Source organism: Myxococcota bacterium, assembly GCA_041389495.1.
Classification (GTDB): domain Bacteria; phylum Myxococcota_A; class UBA9160; order UBA9160; family UBA4427; genus JAWKRT01.
In genome coordinates, this window is the sequence record JAWKRT010000001.1 from 593,851 (window position 1) to 616,015 (window position 22,165).

Genomic DNA, 22,165 nt, shown 5'->3' on the forward strand with positions numbered 1-22,165 from the left:
CGCCGTACGGAAGACGCGGCGCGCCGCCGCGGCGTGCCGTCGCGAAGGGCGCCCGAACGATCGCGCGCGAGCGCGCGAGAGAGGACGACATGCCGATCGGTCCCGACGCCCCGCGTAGCCCGGACCTCGTCGTACGCCTGAACGAGCTCTTCGCGCGTCTCGCGGGTGCGTGCTTCGACTTCCGCTGGGGGGTGCTCGCGCTCGCGGTGGTCGTCGTCGGTGGCTGCATGTGGCTCGCCTCGAGCGCGCGCATCGACAACAGCTACGAGGCCTACTTCGACCCGCAGGATCCGACCTATCTCGCGTACGAGCGCTTCCGCGAGGACTTCGGCTCGGACGAGGTGTCGTACATCCTCTACCGCGCCCCGGGCTTCGAGCACGGCCCGTGGAACCTCGAGGTGATGCGCCGGATCGCGGAGGTCACCGAGGCGATCGCCGACGAGGTCCCCTTCGTCTACGAGGTGACGACACCCGCGAACGCCGAGCTCGTGCGCGGCACCGCCGACGGCATCGAGATCGCGAAGATCGTCGACGACTTCCCGGAGACGCAGGAGGAGCTGCTCGCGCTGCGCGACGCGTTCCTCGCGAAGCCGATGCTCGTCGGCGGCATCGTGAGCGCCGACGCGCAGTACGGCGCGATCATCGTCGAGATGGATCGCTCGAGCACCGACCCGCTCGACGAGATCCGCGTCGACCCCGAGAAGGGGGACGCGCTCGACAACCTCTACCCACAGGCGACCGACGACGCGATCGAGGCCATCCTCGCGCGGCCCGAGTACGAGGGCATCGAGTTCTACCACTCGGGCGACGTGCCGCTGAACGCGATCTACAACCGCATCATCGACGAGGAGAGCGGCACGCTCGACCTGTTCACCTCGCTCGTGATCGGGCTCATCCTGCTCCTCACGTTCCGCTCGTTCCTCGGCGCGCTCGCGCCGCTCGTCGTGCTGCAGGCGAGCGTGATCGCGTGCGTCGCGCTGATCGCCGCGATCGGCTGGAAGCTCGACATGAGCTTCGGGTCGACGCCGACGCTGCTCACGGCGATCGGCGTCGCGCACTCGGTCCACATCCTGTCCGAGTTCCGCGCCCGGCACCGCCGCCTCGGCGACCGGCGCGAGGCGCTCGTGCGCACGCTCTACCTGCTCGGCACGCCGTGTCTGCTGACGAGCCTCACGACCTCGGTCGGCTTCCTCGCGATGAGCTCGGCGCCGATCAAGAGCATCTCGCACTCGGGCGTCTACAACGCGTTCGGCGTGCTCGTGGCGTTCGCGCTGTCGCTCACGCTGCTGATGGCGCTGCTCTCGATGGGGCGGCGCGAGCTCGCGGGCATCGCGGGCGCGCTCGCGGCGCTCGCGGGCTTCGGCGCGCTCGAGGGGCAGGGCACGGCGCTCGCGGCGGGGGGCGCGCTCGCGGCGGGCGGCGTCGCGGCCGGGCTCGTGCTCGCGCTCTTCGAGCGCCGCGCGCCGGGCGCCGCGGCCGCGAAGGGCGGCGTGCGCGCGCAGCGCGCGCTCGCCGCGATCGCGGCCTTCGACGTGCGCCACCGCCGCGCCATCCTCGTGGGCTTCGCGGCGGTCGCCGTCGTCTCGCTCGTCGGCATGTCGCGCCTCGTCGTCGACACGAACTGGCTCGACGACTTCTCCGACCGGGTCGAGCTCAAGGCCATCACCGAGCGCGTCGACCGCGTCATGGGCGGCACGACCAACATCATCTACCTCTTCGATTCGGGGCGCGCCGACGGCATCAAGGAGCCGGCCGTCCTGCGCGAGATGGAGCGCCTGCAGGCGATCGGCGAGGAGCGCGGCGCGCTCGTTCGCAAGTCGTACTCGCTCGTCGACATCCTCAAGGATCTGAACCAGGCCTTCCACGGTGGCGACCCGGCCTGGTACCGCCTCCCCGAGTCGCGCGAGCTCGTCGCGCAGTACCTGCTGCTCTACGAGATGTCGGGCGGCGAGGAGGCCGAGGAGTACGTCTCCTCGGACTACCGCCGCGCGAGCGTCGAGTTCCGCCTCGCGCTCGCGCCGGTGAGCGAGACGGCCGCCCTCGTCGCGCAGCTCGACGGCGAGCTCGCCGCGAACCCGCTCGAGGAGACGACGGTCGAGCTCACGGGCATCGGCGCCCTCTGGCTCAAGCTCCTCGACTACATCGTCTCGAGCCAGGTGCAGGGCTTCGGCACGGCGTTCGTCGTGATCGCGGCGATGATGGTGCTGATCTTCCGCTCGCTGCGGCTCGGCGTGATCTCGATGGTGCCGAACGTGGCGCCCGTCCTCTTCACGCTGGGCGTCATGGGCTTCGCCGGCATCCCGCTCGACTACAGCAAGGTGATGATCGCCGCCGTCGCGATCGGCATCGCCGTCGACGACACGATCCACCTGCTGCTGCGCTACCGGCACGAGTTCCTCGCGTCGGGAAGCTATGCGCGCGCGCTCGAGGACGCGCTCCAGGACGTCGGTCGCGCGCTCGTGCTGACGTCGGTCGCGCTCGTCGCCGGATTCCTCGTGCTCACGTTCTCGGTGCTCGCGAGTCAGGCGATGTACGGCATCCTGCTCGCGACGACGATCTCGGCCGCGCTCGTCGCCGACTTCCTGCTCATGCCCGCGCTCGTGCTCACCTTCGAGCCCTTCGGGCCCGAGGGCGCGCGCGCGCGCGGCGCGGACGAAGCGCCTGCCGACCTGCGCGAGGCCGCGTAGACTCCGCGCCGCCCCGCTCGCAGCCGCCTCGCACCCGGAGGACGCCGTGGACCCCGCGCTTCGCCCGCCTGCCGCCGCTCTCGCGTTCGCGGCGCTCGCCGCTCTCGCCGCGCTCGCGCCGGCGCGCGCCGCCGTCGCCGACGACGCGGCGCCGACCGCGCGCGAGATCATGGAGCGCGTCGACGCGCGCGACGACGGCGACCGCTCCACGATGGAGATGGAGATGATCCTGATCGACAAGGGCGGCAGCCAGCGCGTGCGGCGGCTGCGCACGTTCGGCCGCGACGTCGGCGAGGACGAGCAGTCGATCCTCTTCTTCCTGTCGCCGGCCGACGTCGAGGACACGGGCTTCCTCACCTACGACTACGACGACCCGGAACGCGACGACGACCAGTGGCTCTACCTGCCCGCGCTCTCGCGCACGAAGCGCATCGCGTCCTCCGACAAGAGCGGCGCGTTCATGGGCTCCGACTTCAGCTATGCGGACATGACGGACCGCCCCGTCGACGAGTACGCGTACACGCTCGTCGGCGAGGGCGAGGTCGACGGACATCCCGTGTGGCAGATCGAGTCCGTGCCGACGACCGAGCGCGAGAAGGACGAGACGGGGTACGAGAAGCTCGTCCAGTTCGTGCGCAAGGACAACTACGTCGTCGTGCGCAGCGTCGCCTTCGTGAAGAAGGGGAAGCGGCTCAAGTACTTCGAGGTCGAGAAGCTCGACCGCATCGACGGCATCTGGGTCGCGACCGAGATGACGATGACCACGAAGAAGGGCAAGCAGACCCTGCACCGCACCGTGCTGCGCTCGAGCGACGTGCGCTTCGGCCAGGATCTCCCCGAGGACCTGTTCACGGTGCGCCGCCTCGAGAAGGGGCTCTAGCGCGTCGATGCCGTCGCGCGCCTCCGGATGCGCGGCCGCGCGCGCGCGCGCCCTCGTCGCGGGCGCCGCGGTGCTCGTTGCACTCGCGAGCGGCGCGCGCGCCGACGACATGGACGACGTCCTCGGCGGCTTCGAGGACGGCGACGACGACGCGTTCGCCGTCGACGAAGCCGCGCTCGACGACGAGACCGCGCGCTGGTGGGACGTCTCCGGAAGCGTGGAGCTGAGCGGCTCGGTGAACTACCGCCGCCACCGCTCCGACACGGGCACGGACTACGGAGGCCTCCAGCGCCTGCGCCTGCGCGGCAACCTCGCGCTCGAGGTCGACGTCCCCGAGGCGCCGTGGCTCCGCGACGGCAAGGTCCGCGTCGAGGGCTTTGGCTTCTACGACCCCGCCTACGCGATCAACGGCCGCAGCGACTACACCGAGCGGGTGCTCGACCTCTACGAGCTCGACGGCGAGGTGGGCGAAGCCTGGATCCAGGCGAAGGTCCACGACCGCATCGACGTGAAGCTCGGTCGGCAGGTCGTCATCTGGGGACGCAGCGAGACGCTGCGCGTCCTCGACGTGTTGAACCCGCTCGACAACCGCGAGCCGGGGCGCGTCGACATCGAGGATCTCCGCCGCCCGCTCGGCATGTTGAAGGTCGACGGCTACGCCGGGGACTGGTCGCTCACCGCCATCGCGATTCCCGAGATCCGCTTCGACCGCTCGCCGGTCGTGGGGAGCGACTTCTATCCCGGCACGGTCGAGCTGCGCGAAGTGAAGCCCGAGGACTTCGAGGACGGCGAGCTCGCCGCGCGCCTGCTCGGCATCTTCCCCGGCTGGGACGTCTCGCTCCACGCGGCGTGGTTCTGGAACGATCTCGCGCGCGTCGACGCCGCGACCGGGCAGCTCGTGCACGACCGCCTGTGGATGGTGGGGAGCGGCGGCAACTACACCGTCGGGAGCTGGCTGCTCAAGTACGAGCTCGCCTTCCTGGACGGTCTCGGCTTCGCGGCCGCCGACGACGAGAAGCAGCGCATCGACGCGCTCGTCGGCGTCGAGTACTACGGGTTCACGGACACGACGATCGTGTTCGAGATCGCGAACCGGCACCTGTTCGGGCACGAGCCCGCGATGCGCGCCGCCCCCGACTTCGCGCGCGAGGACCAGCAGGAGCTCGCGCTCCGCATCACGCGCAACTTCTGGCACGACACGCTCCACGTCACGCTGCTCGGCTACGCGCTCGACGTCGATCCGAGCGACGGCTCCGTGGTGAGGCTCGACGTGTCCTACGACGTGCGCGACGCGCTGACCGTCGGCCTCGGCATCCTGCTCTTCCAGGATTCTCCCGACGGCTTCCTCGACGGCTACGGCCGCAACGACCGGCTGCTCTTCTCGGCGAAGTGGAGCTTCTGAGCGTGCGCGCGGTGCGCGGCGTGGCCGCGGGAGCGCTCGCGCTCGCGGTCGCCTTCGCCGTCGCGACGTGGGTCGCCCTCGAGTGGAGCGACGTCGCGCGCATCGAGACCCGCGCGGAGGACGGCCACCTCCGCTCGACGCACGTCTGGTACGCGGTGCGCGACGGCGCCCTCTGGGTCGAGGCCGGGGCGCGCGACAACCCGTGGTTCGTCGACGCGCTGCGCGAGCCGCGCGTCGCGATCGTCGTCGACGGGGAGCGACGCGAGGCGCGCGCCGTCGTCGTCGACGACGACCGCGAGCGCGCGCGGCTGCGCGCAGCCCTGCGCGCGCGCTACGGCTGGCGCGACGCCTGGGTCGGCATGCTCGTCGACGCGTCGCAGTCCGTGCCCGTGCGACTCGACCCGTAGCCCGCCCGCCGGGCGCGCGCGGTCTACAGCAGATCCCGGATCTCGACCTCGTCGCCCCCGGTCGCGCAGCTCGCCAGCACGCCGTCGCGGCCGAGCGTGACGCCGCCGTCGAAGGCGTCGGCGACGCCTTCGAGGAAGACGCCCTCGAGCAGCGAGATCGGGAGCGGCGGCACGACGTGCGTCAGGAGCAGGTGGCGCGCACCGGCCGCGCTCGCGCTCTGCGCGGCCTCGACCGGCGTCGTGTGGTAGTCGAGGATGTCGCGCGTGATCTTCGCGACCGCGGGTCGCTCGGCCGCCTCGGCGGCCTCGGTCATCCACGCGACGATCCGCGGCGCGAGCGCCTCGTGCACGAGCACGTCGACCCCGCGTGCGAACCGTTCGACGTTCGCGGAGCGCTTCGTGTCGCCGCTGATCGCGACGGCGCGCCCGCCGTACTCGAAGCGGTAGCCGACCGCCGGCGACACGGGCGCGTGGTCGACGCGGAACGCGACGACGCGCACGCCGCCATCGTCGAGGAGCACGGCGCTCTCTCCGTCGGGCGGCTCGGCGAACGCGCGCGCCTCGCCGCCGGCTCCGGCGCGCGGCACCACCGCCTCGCCGTGGTGCGCGACGCGATAGCCCGCGTCGAGCGCATACGCCTCGCGCAGCCCCGCGACCACGCGCTCGACGCCGGTCGGCCCGTGCACGGGCAACGGCGCAGCCGCGTTGCCGTTCACCCAGCGCTGCAGCATGAGCTCGCCCAGGCCGTCGATGTGATCGGAGTGGAAGTGCGTGAGGAACACGGCCTCGATCGCGCCCTGCGGCACGCGCATGCGCGCGAGCGTGCGCGACGCGTTCGCGCCCGCGTCGACGACGAACACCCGGCGCCCGGCGACGACGACCGCGCACGGCCCGCCGCGCTCGGGGTCGGGGAGCGGCGAGCCCGCGCCGCACAGGCCGACGTGGAGGCCGTCGGGCAGGTCGTCGAGCAGGCTCGTGCGCAGGTTCGCTTCGACGGCGCGGCGCACGAGGCGCGCCGCGATCGCGTCGCGCAGCGCGCAGGCCGAGGTGGTCGCCGCGAGCGCGGCGGCGGCGACGGCGAAGGCGGCGAGTCGGGTTCGGTGCGCGGACACGGGGTTCCTCCTCGGCGTGGTCGGTCGCGAAGCCTACGGAACGCGGCGCGCGGGCGCGCGGGAATTCTCGCGCGCGATGGCGCGACCGGGCGCGCGCCGAGGCGGCGCGAGCGCGCCGCGCCGGGCTCCGAAGCGCGACGAATTGCGCGGAGCCGGCGGGGCGCTCGTGTACGATCCGCGCCCCATGAGCCGCCGCGAGCTGGGCATCGTCGTCGCGACGTTCCTCGGACAGGCCGTCGCGATCGGCGCGACGGTCGGCTCGTTCACGTTGTTCGTGCGCCCCGTCGCCACCGAGTTCGACGCCGCGACGAGCGCCGTGTCGTCGGGCGCGGCGCTGCTCGTGATGATGCTCGGCGTGTCGGGCATCGGCGTCGGCCTGTGGCTCGACCGCGCGCCCGCGCGGCGCGTCATGCTCACGGGCGCCGCCATCCTCGCGACGGGGCTCCTCGTCGCGTCGCGCGCGCAGTCGCTCGCGGGCCTCGCGGCGGCGTGCGTGCTCACGGGCGCGGGCGTCCCGATGCTCGGCCCGCTCACGACCGCCGCCGTGATCGGCAAGGCGTTCGACGAAGGCCGCGGACGCGCCCTCGGCATCGCGAACACGGGCGTCAACGTGGGCGGCCTCGTGTTCGCGAGCGTCGCCGGCCCGGCGATCGAAGCCTACGGATGGCGCACGACGCTCGTCGCGTTCGCCGGGCTCGCCGCGGCGATCGCGGTGCCCGCCGTGCTCGCCGGAATTCCCGCCGCGCTCGGCGCCCGGCCGGCGCGCATCGCGGCGCAGGGCGCTCCCGAGCGATCCGGAGTCGGCGCTCCCGCGCCCGCGGTCCCGCCGCCCGACGAGCTCGCGGCCGCGGCGGTGTGGACGCCGCGTGCACTCGTGCGCGCGAGCCACTTCTGGATGGTCGCGCTCGGCATGGGCATCGGCTTCGGCACCGTGAGCGGCTGGAGCGTGCACCTCGCACCGTTCCTGCAGGATCGCGGCGCGTCGACGACGGCCTCGGCGACCGTCGTCGGGGTGGCGCAGCTCCTCGCGATCGGCGGCGCGATCGCGGGGGGCACGCTCGCGGAGCGACGCGGGCCGGGCGCCGTGCTCGTCGCGGTGCTCGGCGCGCTCGCCGCGTGCCTCGCGGCCTACCTCGCGCTGCCGGGCGTCGGCGTGGCCGTCGCGGTCGCCATCGCGTTCGGCGCGACCTCGGGCGGCGCGATGCCCGTCTACTCGCTGCTGCTCACCCAGCGCTTCGGCGCGACGGCGGTGGGCACCGTGCTCGGTCTCTCGAACCTGTGCCTCCTGCCGTTCGGCATCGCGATGCCGGTGCTAGGCGGCGCGATCCACGACCGGACGGGCGACTACGCGTGGATGCTCGTCGTGTGCGCGGCGGCGCTCGCCGCCTCCGCCGCGCTCGTCGCGCTCTCCGGTCGGGCCGCCGCATCGGCCGCGCCGGTCGAAGCGGCGCCTTCGGCCGAGCGCGCGGTCTAGCGCCCGCCTTCCGCCGCACGCGCGCGCGTGGACGCGCGCCGGCAGCGTACGCCTCCGCGCGCCCGTGGCGCCGCGCGCGTCGTCGTGGTCCAATGGGCGGCCGCCGCGGCGCCGTCGCGGCCATCCGGCACGTCGAACGCGGAGGAGCGAGAGCGTCATGGGCATCGTCGAAGGGAAGTGCGTCGTCATCACGGGCGCGGGCCGCGGCATCGGGAAGGGCCACGCCACCGTGCTCGCCGCCGAGGGCGCGAACGTCGTCGTGAACGACGTCGACCTCGCAGAGGCCGAAGCCGCGGTCGCCGAGATCGAGAAGGCGGGCGGGCGCGCCGTCGCGAACGGCGACGACATCGGCACGCGCGCCGGCTGCGAGGCGCTCGTCGCGCAGTGCGTTGCGGCGTTCGGGCGCATCGACGGCGCCGTGAACAACGCCGGCATCGTGCGCGACCGCTCCTTCCTCAAGATGACCGACGCCGAGTTCGACGACGTCTTCCGCATCCACGCGAAGAGCACGTTCTGGTGCAGCCAGGCCGCGGCCAACCGCATGCGCGAGCAGGGCACCGGCGGCTCGATCGTCAACACGACGTCGGGCGCGCACATGGGCAACTTCGGCCAGACGAACTACGCGGCGGCGAAGGGCGCGATCGCCTCGATGACGTACACGTGGGCGGGCGAGCTCGCGCGCTACGGCATCCGCGTGAACTGCATCGCGCCGAGCGGCTCGACGCGCATGACGCAGACCGCGAAGGACGCCGACGGCAACGACATCGAGATGCCCTACTGGGACCCGGCGCTCAACGGTCCGGCCGTCGCCTATCTGATCAGCGACGAAGGCAGCTGGGTCACCGGCCAGGTGATCGCGACCGGCATGCAACGCCTCGGCGTCATGAAGCAGCCCGCCTACGGCGACACGCTCCTGCGCGAGGACGGCTGGGACGTCGCCGGCGTGCGCGAACACTTCAAGGCGCACTTCGGCCGCAAGCTCGAGCCGTTCGGACTCGCGAAGGCACCGTACGCCTACTACGACGGCGTGGTGGCCAAGAAGTGAGGCGGGGCGGGCCGGCCGCCTAGCGAACCGGGAACTCCGCCTCGATCGACGCCGCGACGCGCTCGATCAGCGCGCGGCGGAACGCCTGCTTCGTGCGCGCGACGTGCTTGCCCGCGAACGAGGCGATGTCGCGGGCCTCGGCGAGGGCGTCGTCGAGCAGGCGCTCGGCGGGCGCGGTGCGGTCGAGGAAGCCGGCCTCGGCGGCGCTCGCCGGGGCGTGGATCTGCGCGAGGATCGCGGAGCGCGTGAGGTGGCGCTTCGAGAGGCGCGCCTCGGCGAGCTCGACGGCGAACGTCGGCAGGTGCATCGAGATGCGGCTCTCGTTGAGCGCGATCTTGCACGGCGTGTCCGCGCCGATGCGCACGTCCGACGACAGGAGCAGCAGCGCGCCCATGCCGAGCGCGTGGCCGGTGCAGGCCGCGACGACGGGAATCGGCGAGCCGTAGACGCGGAGGAGCAGGCCCGCTCCCGCTCGCAGCAGATCGTTCGCCTCGGGGCCGCCGCGCCCGAGCTCCTTCAGGTCGAAGCCGGCGGAGAAGGTGCCGGGCCGCCCCGTCAGCACGATCGCCTTCGCGCCGGCGTCGGCGGCGCGGTCGAGCGCGGCATTCGCCTCGGCGATCGATGCGCGCGAGAAGGTGTTGGCCTTGCCGTCGTCCCACACGAGCAGCGCGACGTCGTCGCGCAGCTCCGTCGTCACGCGCTCCATCGGCTTCCGTCCCCCGCGCGCGTCGCGCGTCCGGCTAGGCGTAGACGAAGCGCGTCAGCGCCTCGGCCACGCAGGCGGGCTTGTCCTCGCCCTCGATCTCGATCGTCACCTTCTGCTTCACCTGCACGGCGCTGCCGCCCGCGACGAGCTCCGCCGAGACGAGCTCGCGCCGCGCGCGCACGCGCTTGCCGACGCGCACGGGGCTCGGGAAGCGCACCTTGTCGAGCCCGTAGTTCACGGCCATCGCGAGGCCTTGATAGGCGCCGGCCTCGGTCGGCAGGCCGGCCTGCAGCTTCGGCAGCAGCGACAGCGTCAGGAAGCCGTGGGCGATCGTGCCGCCGAAGGGCGTCTTCGCGGCGCGCTCGGGGTCGACGTGGATGAACTGGTGGTCGTGCGTGCAGTCGGCGAACGCGTCGACCTGCGACTGGTCGATCTCGAGCCACTCGCCCGGCCCGACCTCGATGCCCGCGGACTTCTGGAACACGGCGAGCGCGTTCTCGGCGTGGGTCCCCATTCCTCGATCCTCCTCGCGGCGCGACGCGCCGGCGTTCAGGCCTCGGCGCGGAGGGCCGCGTCGAAGCGCGCGAGCGACTGGAAGCGCGCGGTGTGGTGGTCGGCGTCGCCGAACAGGCCCTGCAGCACGCGCAGCCGCTTGAAGTAGAGGCCTTCGTCCTGCTCGTCGGTGACGCCGATGCCGCCGAACAGCTGGATGGCGTTCTCCTGCACGTACCAGCCGCCGCGCGTGAGCTGCCACTTCGCCGCGGAGACCTCGGCCATGCGCTCCTCGGCGTCGTCGGCATCGACCTGGATCGCGGCCAGGATCATCGCGGACTTGCAGAGCTCCGCCTCGGCGAACATGTCGACCGCGCGGTGCTGCAGCGCCTGGAAGCTCCCGATCGGCACGCCGAACTGCACGCGCTGCTTGAGGTAGGCGACGGTGCGCTCGAACAGCTCCGTCACGCAGCCGAGCCCCTCCGCGCACGCGGCGGCGGCGCCGCGGTCCATCGTCCACTCGAGGTGCGGAGCCGCGCCGCCGACCGGCCCGAGCACGCGATCGGCGTCGACCTCGACGCCGTCGAAGCGCAGGAGCGCCGTCGTGTGCCCGTCCATGCCCTTCGCGTTCGTGCGCGTGAGCCCCTTCGCGTCGCCGTCGACGACGAAGAGCGTGATGCCGTCGGCGTCGAGCTGGTCGCCGGACGTGCGCGCGGCGACGACGACGTGGTCGGCCGCGTGGCCGTTCAGCACCCACGTCTTCGCGCCGTCGATGCGGTAGCCCGCGCCGCTCGGCTTCGCCGTGGTCAGGCAGTCGGTCGTCGCGTAGCGGCTCTGGCGCTCCGCGTAGGCGAGCGCGAGCGACGCCTCGCCCTCGACCATCGGCGCGAGGAAGCGCTCGCGCTGCGCGTCGGTGCCGAGGCGCGAGAGGAGCCCGCCCGCGAGCACGACCGACGGGAGGAACGGCTCGGGCACGAGGCCGCGGCCGAGCTGCTCGAGCACGAGCGCGACGTCGACGAAGCCGCCGCCGAAGCCGCCCTGGTCCTCGGGCAGCTCGATGCCGAGCCAGCCGAACTCGCCCATGCTCCGCCAGACGGCGGGCTCCCACGTCCGCTCCGTCGTGCGCAGCTTGCGGAAGCGCGCGACCGGCGAGTCGTTCTCGACGAACTTGGCCACGGTGTCGACGAGCATCTGCTGCTCGTCGGAGAGATCGAAGTTCACGGGGTCCTCCTCGCCTAGCTCGGGAGCCGCAGGATCTGCTTCGCGACGACGTTGCGCTGGATCTCGTTGCTGCCGCCGTAGATGGTGCACGCGCGCAGGTAGTTGAAGCGCGACGCGATCCACTTCTCGAACTCGGGCAGCACCTCGGCGGGCGCGTCCTTCCAGCCCATCGCGTCGTGCCCCATCGCGTCCATCGCGAGCTCCGTGACCTCCTGGTACGTCTCCGTGCCCACGAGCTTCAGGATCGAGCTCTCGGGCCCGGGCGCGCGGCCGAGCTGCGCGGCGGCGAGCGTGCGGTTCTGCGTCATCGTGACGGCGCGCAGGCGCATCTCGAGCGCCGCGATGCGGCGGCGGAAGGCCGGGTCGTCGAGCAGCGTGCCCTTGCCGAGCGGCGTCTTCGCCGCGATGCGCTTCACGTGCACGAGCCAGCCCTGCGACTCGGACACGCCGCCGATCGCGGTGCGCTCGTGGCCGAGCAGCGCCTTCGCCATCGACCAGCCGCCGTTCTCCGGGCCGACGCGGTTCGTCTGCGGCACGCGCGCGTCCTTGAACCACGTCTCCGAGAAGGCCATCGTGCCGCCGGTCGTGAGGAAGGGCTTCACCTCGATGCCCGGCGTCGCGTGGATGTCGGCGAGCAGGAAGGAGATGCCCTCCTGCGGCTTGCCCGCCTGGCTCGTGCGCGCGAGCACGAAGATCCAGTCGGCGTACTGCGCGTTCGTCGTCCACGTCTTCTGGCCGTTCAGGACGTAGTCGTCGCCGTCCTTCTCCGCGCGCAGCTGCAGGCTCGCGAGGTCGGAGCCCGCGTTCGGCTCCGAATAGCCCTGGCACCACACCTCCTCGCCCGAGAGGATCTTCGGCAGGAAGCGCGCCTTCTGCTCGGGCGTCCCGAACTCGATGATCAGCGGCCCGACCATCACGAGCCCGAACGGCGAGAGCTCGGGCGCGTTCGCGCGCGCGAGCTCCTCGGAGAAGACGAAGCGGCGCGTCACGTCCCAGCCCGTGCCGCCGTGCTCGGCCGGCCAGTTCGGCGCGATCCATCCCTTCCGGTACAGGATGCGATGCCACTCCATCTGCTCCTCGTGCGAGAAGTAGTGGCCGTCCTTCGCCTTGCGCCGCATCTCGGGCGGCATCTCGGTCGCCAGGAACGCGCGCACCTCCTCGCGGAACTGCACGTGCTCGGGGGAGAGGTCCATGTCCATCGAAGCGGTCTCCAGGGTTCCGCGCGCGCGCGGCGAAGCGCCGCGGTGGGGCGCGATGTCGAGTGCGGGAAGGCCGCAGCATAACCGCGCGGACGCGCGCGCGGGACCGCCGCGGCGCACTTCGCGCGCGACGGCGCGCGTCGCGAGCGGCGTCGAAGGACGGGCGCCGGAGCGGACTCGAAGTCAGCGCGCGTCGGGGCTCACTCGGCGTATCCGATCGCGCGCAGCCGCTCGCGCTCGGCGTCCGAGAGCAGCGCGCGCCCGGGGGCCACGGCGTCGGCGCCGCCGTCGGGCGGGGCGGCGAATGCCGCCGCGGCGCGCTCGTTCGCGTCGTACCACGCGAGCAGCTCGCGGGCGAGCCGGCGCGCGAGGGCGGGCTCGGCCGCGGCCAGGTCGTGCCGCTGCAGCGGGTCGTCGTCGAGGCGGTACAGCTCGCCCGGTCCGCGCAGCGCGAAGGCGCGCTCGTCCTCGGTCGTCCTCGTTAGGTCGAGATCGACGAAGCCGACGAGCGTCCACGGGACGCCCTCGACGTCGCGCGCGATCGCGCTCGAGTAGTCGCCGTAGAGCCCGGGCATGCGACCGTCGACGTGCGCGACGGCCGACTGCGCCGCGCGTCCGTCGAGCAGCGGGAGCAGGGATTCGCCCTGCATCGAGGCCGGGACGTCGAGCCCGAGCGCGTCGAGCACCGTCGGTGCGACGTCGACGAGCTCGCTCCACGCCGCGGCGCGCGCGCCGCGCGGGACGCCCGGCCCGGCGATCGCGAGCGGGACGCGCGCGACCTCGTCGTAGGCGCTCTGGTGCGAGCCGCGTCCGTGCTCGAAGAGCTCCTCGCCGTGGTCGGAGGTCGCGACGACGAGCGTGCTCGCGTCGAGCGCGAGCTCGCGCAGCGCGTCGAGCAGCGCCCCGAGCCGTCGCTCGTCGGCGTGCAGCACCTCGGCGTCGTAGAGGCCGTGCAGCACCTCGAGGTCGCGCGGCGTCGCGTCGCCGCGGCGGCGCATCTCGACGAGCAGCTGCGTGTCCCCGCGCCGGTCCCAGTCGACGCCGTCCGGGAAGACGCGCGCGACGAAGTCGTCGGGCGCGCGGTACGGCCACTCCGTGCCGACGTCGGAGTGCACGTCGTAGAAATGGACGAACGCGAGGAACCGGTGCTCGGGGTCGCGCGCGCGCGCGGCGGCCTGCAGGGCGAGCCAGGCGCGCGCGGCATCGAGCGTCGCTGCGCCGTCGTCGTTCACGACGTAGGCGTCGAAGCCGCGCCCGAGCCCGAAGTCGGGCTTCATGTAGCCGCCTGCGCTCACGAACGCGGCGGTCGCGAAGCCCTCCTCGCGCAGGATCGACGCGAGCATCGGCGTTCCCGCGCGCGCGGGCGTGTGCGAGGAGGCGCCGTGCGTCGCGACGTAGAGCCCGGAGAGCATCGAGACGTGGGACGTGAGCGTCCACGTCTGCTGCGCGTAGACGCGCTCGAAGAGCGCGCCGCGCGCGGCGAGCCGGTCGAAGCGCGGCGTCGTCGCGTGCGCGGCGTCGTAGGCGCCGACGTGGCGCGCGCCGAGCGCGTCGATGCTGACGACGAGCGCGCCGAGCGCCGCGTCGCCGCCTTCCTCGTGTGGCGGATCGGCCGGCGCGCACGCCGCCTGCGCGATCGCGAGGAGCGACACCGAGGCGAGGCGGCGGGCGATGCGAGCGCGACCGAAGACGGGCACTTCGCGCATGGTACGCTGCGCGCCGTCGGGGTGGGGCGAAGATGCGCGAGCGGGCTCCCATCGAAGTCGTCCCGCCGGCGGCGCGCGGCGCTGCGGCGGGTGCATGCGCGCGGCTCGACGCGCGCGGCGGCGTCCGTGTGCATGCGCGCAGCGCGCTCGAGCGCGCGTTCGACGGCGGCTGCGTGATCGCGTTCGCGCTCGCCTGGTCGTGGCTCGCGCTCCGCTGCGCGCGCGCGGCGTCGCCGGCCGAGCTCGCGACCACGGCGGCGGTCCTCGTCCTCCCGGCGCTCGTCGCCGCCGACTTCGCCGCCGGCCTCCTGCACTGGTTCGCCGACACGTTCTTCGACCGCGCGACGCCGCTGCTCGGCCCCACGTTGATCCGCGCCTTCCGCGACCACCACCGCGACCCGGGCGCGATCGCGCGCCGCGGCCTCGTCGAGGTGAGCGGCCAGAACTGCTTCGCGTGCGTGCTGCTGATCGCGCCCGCGTTCGCGTTCGCGCCGTCGTCGCCGCCCGCGCGCGCGGCGATCGTCGGCGCGCTCCTGTTCACGCTCGCCATCGCGCTCACGAACCTGTTCCACCGCTGGGCGCACGCCGAGCGCGCGCCGCGGACGGTCGCCGCGCTGCAGCGCATCGGGCTCGTGCTCGCGCCCGCGCGACACGCCGAGCACCACGCGGGCGCGCACCGGCGCGGCTACTGCGTGACCACGGGCTGGCTGAACGGGCCGCTCGATCGGCTGCGCTTCTTCGACGGGCTCGAGCGCGCCGCGCGCGCAGCGGTGCGCGGCGCGGGCCGCCTGCGCCGCGCGCGGCGCTTGCGCGTCGATCGCGGGCGATCTAGGTAGGATGCCGCGCGCGCACGGGTGCGAACGCGCCGACGCCCGGCGCGCCGCCCGCCGCCCGCCGATCGCCGATCGCGCAGAGAGGGATCCATGCCGACGCTCCACGACTTCCGACTCACGACCATCGACGGGGAGGACCGCTCCCTTCGCGACTTCGAGGGCAAGGTCGTCCTGCTCGTCAACGTCGCCTCGAAGTGCGGGCTCACGCCGCAGTACGACGGGCTCGAGCGCCTCTACGAAGCCCATGGCAAGCGCGGCCTCGCGGTGCTCGGTGTGCCGTGCAACCAGTTCGCCGGCCAGGAGCCGGGGAGCGAGAGCGAGATCGCCTCGTTCTGTCGGACCACGTACGGCGTCACCTTCCCGATGTTCGCGAAGGTCGAGGTCAACGGGCCGGGCGCGCACCCGCTGTACCAGTGGCTCACGTCGCTCGACGTCGCGCCCGAGGGCCGCGGCGACGTGAAGTGGAACTTCGGCAAGTTCCTGATCGGACGCGACGGCGCGCCCGTCGCGCGCTTCGAGCCGCGCACCGAGCCGCAGGCGAAGGAGCTCGTCGAGAAGATCGAGTCGCTCCTGTAGGAGCGGCGCGCCGGGAGGCCCGCCAGGTGGGAGACTTCGAGGTCGACACCCGCGTCGCGCCGCTCGGCGGCGGCCGCTACCGCGCGCACCTCGACCCGGACTGGGAGATCTGGGGCCCGAACGGCGGCTACGTGGCCGCCATCGCGCTGCGCGCGGCCGGTGCGGAGGCCCGTCTCCGGCCGTCGAGCTTCACGTGCCACTTCCTCGCGGTCGGTGCGTTCGACGAGGCCGTCGCGGAGGTCGAGGTCGTGCGCGCGGGCCGCCGTTCGGAGCTGCTGCGCGCGCGCATCGTCCAGGGCGAACGCGTGCTCGTCGAGGCGCTGCTGCGCACGGCGCGCGAGGGGCCGGGGCTCGAGCACGTGCGGCCGACGATGCCGCCCGCGCCGCACTGGAGTGCGTTGCCGAGCGTCGACGCGCTGCTGCCGGCGGACACCCCGCGCCACGCGTTCTGGCAGAACCTCGAGCAGCGGTTCCCCGACCCGGAGCGCGTCGCGGCCGAGCGGACGGCGCGCGAGCCCGAGTGGATCGAGTGGTATCGCTTCCGACCGCGCGCGACGTTCGACGACCCGTGGGTCGACGCGGGGCGCTCGCTGCTGCTGCTCGACACGCTCGGGTGGCCCGCCGCGTGCGGCCCGCACCCCGACGGCGCGTTCATCGCGCCGAGCCTCGACGTCACCGTCTGGTTCCACGACGCGGCGCCGCGGGCGGAGTGGCTGCTCGCGCACGTGCGGGCGCCGCTCGCGAGGGGCGGCCTCATGGGTGCGCAGGGTGCCGTCTACGCGGACGACGGCCGGCTGCTCGCGACGGGGGGCTCGCACATGCTGTGCGCGCCCGCTCCCGCGCCGGCCGGCTGACGTGCGCGCGCGCGCGCGCTGCTAGCGTCCGCGCGTCGAGGCCTCGCGCGAGGAGGGCGCTTGTCGACGTCCACGGCGATCACCGACGGCATCCGTGTGTCGGTCGAGGCGGAGTACTCGCCCGCACACTCGGCGCCCGAGCAGAGCGAGTGGTTCTTCCTGTACACGGTGACGATCGAGAACGAGAGCGATCGCACCGTGCAGCTCCTGTCGCGTCACTGGATGATCGTCGACGCGACCGGGCGGCATCAGGAGGTGCGCGGGCCGGGCGTCGTCGGCGAGCAGCCCGTGCTCGAGCCGGGCGACCGCTACCAGTACACGTCGGGTTGCCCGCTCGCGACGCCGTTCGGCGCGATGCAGGGCAGCTACCGCATGACGACCGCGGACGATCGCGAGTTCGACGTCGCGATCGCGCGCTTCGAGCTGCGCGAGCGGCGCGCCATCCACTGAGGCGCGCGCCGCGCGCGGGGGCCGGCCGCGCACGCGTCCGCCCGAACGCGAAGGGGGCGGTGGCCTCCGGCCACCGCCCCCGCGCGAACCGCCGCCGCCTCGATGCTAGGCGGACTCGAACAGCGACGCGAAGCCCTGGCCGCCGCCCACGCACATCGTCACGATGCCGTAGCGCTTCTTGCGGCGCTTGAGCTCGCGCAGGAGCGTGCCCGTCAGGCGCGCGCCCGTCATGCCGAACGGGTGGCCGATCGAGATCGAGCCGCCGTTCACGTTGAGCTTCTCCGTCGGGATGTCGAGCACGCGCTGCACCTGCAGCACCTGCGACGCGAACGCCTCGTTCAGCTCGACGAGGTCGATGTCCGCCATCGTGAGGCCGTGGCGCTTGAGCAGCTTCGGCACCGCGTAGATCGGCCCGATGCCCATCTCGTCGGGCTGGCAGCCGGCGATCGCGGAGCCGCGGTAGATACCGAGCGGCTCGACGCCGAGCTGCTTCGCGCGGTCGGACGAGAGCAGCAGGCACGCGGCCGCGCCGTCCGAGAGCTGCGAGGCGTTGCCGGCCGTGACCGTGCCGCCTTCCTCCGCCTTCTTGAACACGGGCTGCAGCTTGGTCAGCCCCTCGAGCGTCGTGCTCGCGCGGTTGCACTCGTCGCGGTCGACGACGACCTCGGATTCGTAGTCGTCGCCGTCCTTCACGATGTTCTTCATCGTGACCGTCATGGGCGCGATCTCCTCCGCCATCCAGCCCTTGTCCTGGAAGTGGGCGGTGCGCTGCTGGCTCCGCAGCGCGTACGCGTCCTGGTCCTCGCGCGAGACCTTGTACCGCTCGGCGACGATCTCGGCGGTGAGCCCCATCGGGAAGTAGAGGCCCGGGAAGCGCTTGCGCGCCGTCTCGTTGACCATGCGCGTCGTGTTCTGCGTGCCGTCCTGCATCATCGTGATCGTCTCGACGCCGGCGCCGATCGCCGCCTCGACGCCCTCGTTCACGATCATGTGCGCGGCCATCGCGACGGCCTGCGAGCCCGACGAGCAGAAGCGGTTCACGGTGGTGGCGGCGACGGACACGGGAAGCCCGGCGGCCATCGCCGCGATGCGCCCCATGTTCATGCCCTGCACGCCTTCCGGGAAGCCGCAGCCGAGCACGACGTCCTCGATCTCCTCCGGGTCGAGGTTCGGGGCCGACGCGGCGACCTCGCGCATGCAGTGCGCGACGTAGTCGACGGGCGACGTGATGTTGAACGATCCGCGGTGGGCCTTCGTGAGCCCCGTGCGCTTGCAGTCGACGATCACGGCTTCGCGAGCCATGCGATTCCTCCGGTGGCGTCGTCGCCCGCGCGGCGACGCGAGATGGGCGCTCCCCACCTCGCGAGCGGCGAGGCCGAGATGCGGCGGGGGTCGGAGCATACCCGGCTCGCGCGGGACTCGGAGTCCGAACGTGCGCGCGGCGCCGGGCGCACCGGGCTCGCCGCGCCGCGCGCCGCGGCCGGGCTAGCGGGCCGCGCAGGGGTCGAAGGGAGCGGGCGCGCCTTCCGCGGCCGGCCGCGCGGGCGCGATGCGGAAGCGCTGCGCGCCGAGCGCGTCGACCCGCGCGACCACCTCGTCGCCGTCCTCGAGATAGCCCTCGGCGTCGAGCCGGGCGCGCTGCTCGGCGGCGAAGTTCGCGAACGGCCCGCGCGCGCGCGCGAGGCCGCGCGCGACCGCGCCGAGCGGCGACGGCGCCTGCATCGCGATGCCCGCCGGCGTGCCCGTCGCGACCAGGCTCCCGGCCGGCAGCACGAGGCGGTCGCCGACGCGCTTCGCGATCGGGAACCGCCACCGCTCGCCGCGCAGCACGCCGTCGATCACGGGCGCGTCCTCGCTCGCGAGGCGCTCGCGCGCGAGCGCGCCCAGCCACTCGAGCAGCGCGTGCGGGTCGCGCCGCATGAGCGACGTGTCCGAGCGCTGCCGCAGCGAGCGCGGACCGTTCGCCTCCTCGACCTCGAGCGTCAGCGCGAGCGGTCGCGCGCAGTCGCCCGGGAAGGGGCGCAGGTCGGCGCCGTGCACGAGCCATGGCCCCGCCGGCAGGAAGCCGGGGCGCGACTTCGCCTCCGTGAAGTGCGCGCGCGAGCCGAGCACGATCGGCTCGCGGTCCGTCACGTCGTCGACCTGGAGATAGGCGAGGTGCGCGTCGAGCTCGCCGCGCGGCGGTAGCTGCTCGAGATCGAGGTCCTCGAGCACGACGAACGCGAGCTCGACCTCGTAGTCGAGCAGCGCGACGCCGTCGGCGCGCGGCACGTCGCGGTACGGGCCGGTCGGCGCGACGGCCTTCGCGAACGCGAAGAAGTCGTCCTCGGCGCCGGCCTCGCGCGCGTGCTCGGCGTAGTTGAGGCCGATGCCGATCGAGATCGCGTCGCCGCTCTCGATCGCGGCCTGCGAGGTCGCGATGGGCGCGCAGATGCGCTCGTCCGCGTCCTCGCGGAGGATCTCGTCGACGTAGCGCGCGAAGCGCGGGTCCAAGCCGCCCGGTGCGCGCGTCGCGGCCTGCACGCGCCACGCGTCCCAGCGCGCGCGCGCGGCCTCGAGCTCGCGCGCGAAGGCCGCGCGCCGCGGCTCGGCGGGCGTCGCGACGGCGTTGCCCGCGTCGCGCAGCCACGCCGTCACGTTGAGGACGCGCGTCGGCACGCCGTCGACGTCCTCGAGCACGAGGCCGTACGAGGGCGAGAGCGCGTCGTCGACCTGTGCGGACAGGTAGCGGACGAGACGCGCGGGCGGCGGCGTCGCGTCGCAGAGCGGCGGGCGGCGCGGATCCGTGACGGGCGCGTTGCAGGCCGCGGCCGCGACGAGCGCGATCGCGAGCGAGGCGTGCGCGGGGATCGCGCGCGCGCGGCGGCCGGCGCGAGCGCCTACCACAGCGGCGCTCGCCGATCGAACCACGGGCGCGCGTCCTCGAGCTGCGCGCCGACGCGGAACAGCGTCGCCTCGTCGCCGAAGCGCGCGACGAGCTGGCTGCCGATGGGCAGGCCGTCGGCGTTCCACGCGAGCGGCACCGAGACGGCCGGGTTGCCCGACGCGTTCAGGAGCTGCGAGAACGCGGTCGACTCCTGCAGCCCGGCCAGGAACGCGGGCACGTCGGGGTTGCTGAGCGAGAGGCGGCCGAGCGGCGAGGGCGGGCCGGCCATCGTCGGCGTCACGAGCAGGTCGAAGTCGGCCAGGAAGCCCTCGACGGCGCGCGTGCTCTGGTGGATGAGCTTCACGGCCTTCGCGTACTCGGCCGCGCCGACGCTCCCGACCGTCTGGAACATGAACCACGACAGGTTCTCGACGTCGTCCTGCACGACCGCGCGACCGAGCGCTTCTCCGCGCGCCTCGAGCGTCGCGCGAAGGTGCGCGGCGATCACGATGCGCGTCGCGTCGCCGAGCGGCGCGAAGTCGAGGTCGAGCTTCGCCTCGCGCACGTCGTGTCCGAGCTCGCCGAGGAGCTTCGCGGTCGCGCGCGCGGCGTCGACGCAGTCGGCGTGCACGGGCGCGCCGTTGAACGCGTCCGTCTGGAGCGCGATGCGGAGCCGTCCCGGCGCGGCGCCGACCTCGTCGAGGTAGGGCCTCGCCTGCGGCGGTGCGGCGTAGGGCGCGCCGCGCTCCGGCGCGCAGACCGCATCGAGCAGCGCCGCGCTGTCGCGCACGGAGCGCGTCACGGCGTGGATCGTGCTCATGCCGTTCCAGCCCTCGCCCGCGTCCGGCCCGAACGGCACGCGCCCGCGCGAGGGCTTGAGCCCGAACAGGCCGCAGCAGCTCGCCGGGACGCGGATCGAGCCGCCTCCGTCGCTCGCGTTCGCCGCGGGCAGGATGCCGGCGGCGACCGCCGCGGCCGCACCGCCCGACGAGCCGCCCGCCGTCGCGCCGTCCTTCCACGGGTTCTTCGTGACGCCGAAGAGCTTCGATTCGGTCGTCGTCGTCAGCCCGAACTCCGGCGAGGCGCTCTTGCCGAACACGACGAGCCCGGCCGCCTTGTACCGCCGCACCATCTCGCTGTCGTGGTCGGGGACGTGGTCGGCGAACAGCCGGCAGCCGTTGGTCGTGCGCACGCCCTTCCACAGGAGATGGAGATCCTTCAGGAGGAAGGGCACGCCGCGCAGCGGGCCGTCGGGCAGGCCGCGCGCGATCGCGGCGCGCGCCTCGTCGATCATCCGGATCGGCACGGCGTTGATCTTCGGATCGCGCTCGGCGAGGCGCGCGAGCGCGCAGTCGAGGAGCTCCTCGGGCTTCGCTGCGCCCGTGCGCACCAGCTCGGCCAGGCCGAGTGCGTCGCGATCCTCGTAGTCGGCGATGCTCATCGCGGGTCCTCCGTGCGGGCGCGCAGCCTAGCAGCGGCCGCGTCGGCGCAGGGGCGCGGCCTGGCGGCCGATCGCGCTGGCCTACGCTCGGCGGGCGGGTGGCGCGCGGGGCGCGGCGCCGCGACGGGCGCGGCAGGTGAGGCGGGGAGGGGATGGAGCAGCGGCGCGCGCGAGCGGGGAGCGGGCCGGGCGCGCGTGCGCCGGGCGCGGCCGGGGATGCGGCCGCGATCGCGGATGCGCGCACCGCCGCGCGGCGGTGGGTCGAGCGCGTGGTCGTGGGCCTCGACCTCTGTCCGTTCGCCGGCGACGTGCTGCGCGGCGATCGGCTCCGCATCGCGGTGTGCGACGCGGCGTCGCCCGAGGGCGTGCTCGCCGCCCTCGACGCCGAGCTCGCGCGTCTGCTGCGCACGGAGGTCCGGGAGCTCGAGACGACGCTGCTCGTGCTCGCGAACGCGCTGCGCGACTTCGACGCGTTCAACGCGTTCCTCGACGTCGCCGAGGAGCTCGTGCGCCGGCGCGGCTGCGAGGGCGTCGTGCAGATCGCGAGCTTCCATCCGGAGTACCGCTTCGCCGGCGAGGCGCCCGACGACCCCGCGAGCTTTACGAACCGCTCGCCGCATCCCATGCTGCACCTGCTGCGCGAGGAGAGCGTCGCGCGCGCCGTCGCCTCGCATCCCGACCCGGCCGCGATCCCGGCGCGCAACGTCGCGCGCATGCGCGCGATGGGCGCGGATGCGCTCCGCGCGCTCGTCGCAGCGTGTCTGCACGATTCCGCGCCCCCGCCGCGACGGAGCTAGGGTGCAGGGCGGGAGGT

General features: G+C 73.8%; 20 protein-coding genes. 11 read left to right on the top strand and 9 right to left on the bottom strand.

The features are described 5' to 3' along the window. The first annotated feature begins 89 nt into the window (after positions 1-89). The 4 genes from R3E88_02630 to R3E88_02645 are packed head-to-tail and all read left to right on the top strand — an operon-like array spanning position 90 to position 5,376. Entirely contained in the window at positions 90-2,687 is a 2,598-nt protein-coding gene (locus tag R3E88_02630; GenBank protein MEZ4215347.1) for an MMPL family transporter, read from the top strand. Positions 2,688-2,733: 46 nt separating this feature from the next. Further along, the gene (locus tag R3E88_02635) at positions 2,734-3,567 is read left to right on the top strand and encodes an outer membrane lipoprotein-sorting protein (GenBank protein MEZ4215348.1); all 834 of its coding nucleotides are present in this window, start codon (positions 2,734-2,736) and stop codon (positions 3,565-3,567) included. Between the two features lie 7 nt (positions 3,568-3,574). Then, positions 3,575-4,969 carry a DUF1302 family protein gene (locus tag R3E88_02640; protein ID MEZ4215349.1) on the top strand — a complete coding sequence of 465 codons (1,395 nt, stop codon included), beginning with the start codon at positions 3,575-3,577 and terminating at the stop codon, positions 4,967-4,969. Continuing rightward, the gene (locus R3E88_02645) at positions 4,957-5,376 is read left to right on the top strand and encodes a nitroreductase/quinone reductase family protein (GenBank protein ID MEZ4215350.1); all 420 of its coding nucleotides are present in this window, start codon (positions 4,957-4,959) and stop codon (positions 5,374-5,376) included. Before R3E88_02640 ends, R3E88_02645 begins: the two co-directional genes overlap by 13 nt. A gap of 23 nt (positions 5,377-5,399) precedes the next feature. Here the strand turns inward: R3E88_02645 and R3E88_02650 are convergent, their stop codons facing one another. Continuing rightward, positions 5,400-6,488 carry an MBL fold metallo-hydrolase gene (locus R3E88_02650; GenBank protein MEZ4215351.1) on the bottom strand — a complete coding sequence of 363 codons (1,089 nt, stop codon included), beginning with the start codon at positions 6,486-6,488 and terminating at the stop codon, positions 5,400-5,402. Between the two features lie 184 nt (positions 6,489-6,672). Here R3E88_02650 and R3E88_02655 point away from each other — a divergent pair, with 184 nt between their 5' ends. Together R3E88_02655 and R3E88_02660 are read left to right on the top strand one after the other, a co-directional pair. After that, on the top strand, positions 6,673-7,962 hold the full coding sequence (locus R3E88_02655) for an MFS transporter (GenBank protein MEZ4215352.1): 1,290 nt from the start codon (positions 6,673-6,675) through the stop codon (positions 7,960-7,962). A 157-nt stretch (positions 7,963-8,119) separates the two neighbouring features. Next, the gene (locus R3E88_02660; GenBank protein MEZ4215353.1) at positions 8,120-9,007 is read left to right on the top strand and encodes an SDR family NAD(P)-dependent oxidoreductase; all 888 of its coding nucleotides are present in this window, start codon (positions 8,120-8,122) and stop codon (positions 9,005-9,007) included. A 19-nt stretch (positions 9,008-9,026) separates the two neighbouring features. Here the strand turns inward: R3E88_02660 and R3E88_02665 are convergent, their stop codons facing one another. From R3E88_02665 to R3E88_02685, 5 genes are all read right to left on the bottom strand, one after another. Beyond that, complete coding sequence (locus R3E88_02665; protein ID MEZ4215354.1) at positions 9,027-9,713, bottom strand: crotonase/enoyl-CoA hydratase family protein; 687 nt, start codon at positions 9,711-9,713, stop codon at positions 9,027-9,029. A gap of 34 nt (positions 9,714-9,747) precedes the next feature. Further along, positions 9,748-10,227: a MaoC family dehydratase gene (locus R3E88_02670; GenBank protein MEZ4215355.1), complete on the bottom strand. Its 480-nt coding sequence runs from the start codon at positions 10,225-10,227 to the stop codon at positions 9,748-9,750. Between the two features lie 35 nt (positions 10,228-10,262). Next, positions 10,263-11,426, bottom strand: coding sequence for an acyl-CoA dehydrogenase (locus R3E88_02675; GenBank protein MEZ4215356.1), 1,164 nt, complete (start codon positions 11,424-11,426; stop codon positions 10,263-10,265). A 14-nt stretch (positions 11,427-11,440) separates the two neighbouring features. After that, on the bottom strand, positions 11,441-12,625 hold the full coding sequence (locus tag R3E88_02680) for an acyl-CoA dehydrogenase family protein (protein ID MEZ4215357.1): 1,185 nt from the start codon (positions 12,623-12,625) through the stop codon (positions 11,441-11,443). Between the two features lie 200 nt (positions 12,626-12,825). Then, positions 12,826-14,331 (bottom strand): sulfatase-like hydrolase/transferase, encoded by a 1,506-nt coding sequence (locus tag R3E88_02685; GenBank protein MEZ4215358.1) that lies wholly within the window; start codon positions 14,329-14,331, stop codon positions 12,826-12,828. A gap of 128 nt (positions 14,332-14,459) precedes the next feature. On the opposite strand from R3E88_02685, the gene R3E88_02690 reads away from it, so the two are divergent. The 4 genes from R3E88_02690 to apaG all read left to right on the top strand — a co-directional run bounded on the left by R3E88_02690 (position 14,460) and on the right by apaG (position 17,044). Further along, positions 14,460-15,167 (top strand): fatty acid desaturase CarF family protein, encoded by a 708-nt coding sequence (locus R3E88_02690; protein MEZ4215359.1) that lies wholly within the window; start codon positions 14,460-14,462, stop codon positions 15,165-15,167. A gap of 87 nt (positions 15,168-15,254) precedes the next feature. Next, positions 15,255-15,740 carry a glutathione peroxidase gene (locus tag R3E88_02695; GenBank protein ID MEZ4215360.1) on the top strand — a complete coding sequence of 162 codons (486 nt, stop codon included), beginning with the start codon at positions 15,255-15,257 and terminating at the stop codon, positions 15,738-15,740. A gap of 26 nt (positions 15,741-15,766) precedes the next feature. Next, positions 15,767-16,594, top strand: coding sequence for a thioesterase family protein (locus tag R3E88_02700; GenBank protein MEZ4215361.1), 828 nt, complete (start codon positions 15,767-15,769; stop codon positions 16,592-16,594). A 60-nt stretch (positions 16,595-16,654) separates the two neighbouring features. Then, on the top strand, positions 16,655-17,044 hold the full coding sequence (gene apaG / locus R3E88_02705; protein MEZ4215362.1) for a Co2+/Mg2+ efflux protein ApaG: 390 nt from the start codon (positions 16,655-16,657) through the stop codon (positions 17,042-17,044). A 105-nt stretch (positions 17,045-17,149) separates the two neighbouring features. On the opposite strand, the gene R3E88_02710 is transcribed toward apaG, so the two are convergent. The 3 genes from R3E88_02710 to R3E88_02720 all read right to left on the bottom strand — a co-directional run bounded on the left by R3E88_02710 (position 17,150) and on the right by R3E88_02720 (position 21,351). Continuing rightward, a complete protein-coding gene (locus tag R3E88_02710; protein ID MEZ4215363.1) occupies positions 17,150-18,346 on the bottom strand; it encodes a thiolase family protein in 1,197 nt (398 codons plus the stop codon). A 183-nt stretch (positions 18,347-18,529) separates the two neighbouring features. Further along, positions 18,530-19,930: a fumarylacetoacetate hydrolase family protein gene (locus R3E88_02715; protein MEZ4215364.1), complete on the bottom strand. Its 1,401-nt coding sequence runs from the start codon at positions 19,928-19,930 to the stop codon at positions 18,530-18,532. After that, a complete protein-coding gene (locus R3E88_02720; protein ID MEZ4215365.1) occupies positions 19,924-21,351 on the bottom strand; it encodes an amidase in 1,428 nt (475 codons plus the stop codon). The genes R3E88_02715 and R3E88_02720 overlap by 7 nt, the downstream gene beginning before the upstream one ends. A gap of 152 nt (positions 21,352-21,503) precedes the next feature. Here R3E88_02720 and R3E88_02725 point away from each other — a divergent pair, with 152 nt between their 5' ends. Next, entirely contained in the window at positions 21,504-22,148 is a 645-nt protein-coding gene (locus R3E88_02725; GenBank protein MEZ4215366.1) for a DUF1415 domain-containing protein, read from the top strand. Positions 22,149-22,165 lie beyond the last annotated feature (17 nt).